This window comes from Deltaproteobacteria bacterium, from assembly GCA_019309545.1.
Taxonomy (GTDB): Bacteria; Desulfobacterota; Desulfobaccia; order Desulfobaccales; family Desulfobaccaceae; genus Desulfobacca_B.
The window spans coordinates 1-2,157 of record JAFDGA010000088.1; the positions used below are offsets into that span (position 1 = coordinate 1).

The 2,157-nt window shown below is 53.0% G+C and carries 1 protein-coding gene; it reads right to left on the minus strand.

Annotated features, from left to right (window positions below):
* Nucleotides 1–2,157, minus strand: a 2,157-nt coding sequence (locus JRG72_11840) for a hypothetical protein (GenBank protein ID MBW2135893.1), incomplete at both ends; no start/stop codon positions are given.

Consider the following 2,157-nt stretch of genomic DNA (forward strand, 5'->3'; position numbering starts at 1 on the left):
TGCCCAAGGCAATGAAAAGATTGAAAATATCCATTGCCTTTTCACAATATTTTTTTATTATTGGTGACCCTCGAAGGTCTTCAAATAGTTCCTTATTACCTCGACGTTCTTGGACATAGGGCGGATTCCCAACAACCGCGTCAAACCCCGCTCCCTCCAGGCGTTCGATGGTCTGTTGGCTTCCAGGGCGGGGGCCATAGAATACCTCGGGAAATTCCAATTCCCAATGGAAAAAACGTTTTTCGGAAGCTGCGGCAACCGCGGTCTGTGCTACTTTCTGCCCAGATTCACTTAATTTGGGAAGTTTATCAGGATCCTTTAGCCAACTCTCGGCCTCAACGCTTTTAAGGAATTCCAGGGCCGGACTAAGGATCAGGGCATTTTTGCCGCGGCCGCTGCGCTGGGGCGGATTGCCGAACCACTGACTGGTGTACACGTCCAGGATGCGTTTGAACTGGGCTAAGGCTTTGGTGGCTTGCTGATAATGCCGGCGAGATTCCCGCACCTGGGAACTGGTAATGTCGGACAGATAGCCGACCTGAGACATCAGATCGATAGCCAGGGTTAACCCCACAAAGGTACTGCCGAACAGGTTCATCTGGCCTTTCAGAGCATTTTGCACCTCCTGAACCGTGACCCCGATGAGGGAGTTGCCGCACCGTAAATGGTGATCCAGAAAAGACAGCGGGGCGCCCAACGTGAAGCAGTCCAGCCACAGGGAGACCTTGGCCAACTCCACCGCCATGGGGTTCAGATCAACCCCATAGATACAGCGCTTGAGTACCTGCCGCTTTAGCAGATTGACATCGGTAAGGCGGCGGGCGTCAATGGTAATCCCCTGGTCCTCCATCTCTTGGAGGATGGTGCGGCGCATCCGTTCCAGTTGGGCGGTGATGGGATTCCAAGGAAAGGCGTTGAGAAAATCCAGGGCCTTGTCGGTCATGAAATCAACTGCTTCCACCAGAAAATGGCCGGAGCCCATGGCCGGGTCCAGGACCCGCAGTTTAAAGAACTCCTCCGCCAGTTCCTGGCCGATGAGATCGGCCTTGCTGGCCGGTTCGGGCCGCAGTCCCATTTTCTTCAGGGCCTGTTGCTTTTTGTAAAATTCTTGGCGCTGATGTTGGGCCTGCCTGAGTCGGGGGCGGAACTGTTCAAACTTCTCTTCGAGCACCGGTCCCACGGCGTGCTCGACGATATATTTGACAATATAGTCCGGCGTATAATAAGAGCCGGTAGCCTTGCGTTCGCGCTTATCGTTTTCTAAATAGAGTGCCCCTTTCTTGATGATCTTGCCGCGGCTTTCTGCCTTTGATTTCTGAACCTCGGTCAGTTCCCGGACAGGAACATAGACTTCTCGCCCCTTTTGCTTGACGATGGCCAGCCTGCGATCGGCAATGCGCAGTTTGAATTCCAGCAGACCTTCATAAATCGACCCCAGATGCCGAACTCCCAGAGATTTGTAATCAATAAACACCAGATCAAAACGTTTGGGGTCCTCATCCCGGGCCAGGCGATCCAGGGCCCGTGCCAGATAACGATCGGGTATCTTATGATGGAGAAGGAATCGGGCATTCTCCGCTTCCAGGCTGTTATCAGTGGGGTCTGAGTCAGAAAGGAACAGACCGCCATTGTAAATGGGCACATTAAGGTCGGATCCTCCTTGGTCAATGATTGCAAATAGACGGAGCAAACGGTCATAAAGCTCGTAAGTGTCAGTCCGAAATTGCTTGCGGACCTGGCCTTCGACCTCCTCGGCGATCGCTCCGGCTGCCTCAGCTACTTGTTGTTTGAGCCTGGTCAGACTGATTTCAAAATAGCCGCGAGTTTCCCGAACCGGCAGCAGGTCACGGGCTTCGGCATAAAGCAGAAAAAGAAGTCGGTAAAGCAGGGTTAGGGTGCCTTGATAGATCTGATCCAGGCGTTCCTGGCCGAGATCGGCCAATGCTCCTTCTTGTTCTTTGATATAGGCCAGGAAGCCGGCGGCCAGATGTGGAAAAATTTCTCCAAAGACCCGGTCTTTGAGGCGTTCGCCCAATTCCTTGGCATAATCCTCGCTTTCCAAAAGCAGTCGATCCAGGAAAGTCAGGGAAACTTTCCGGCCTTCCCTTTCGACCTCCAGGGGTTCAAAAGCTTGCCGTCGAAAAAAAAGCCAGAAGA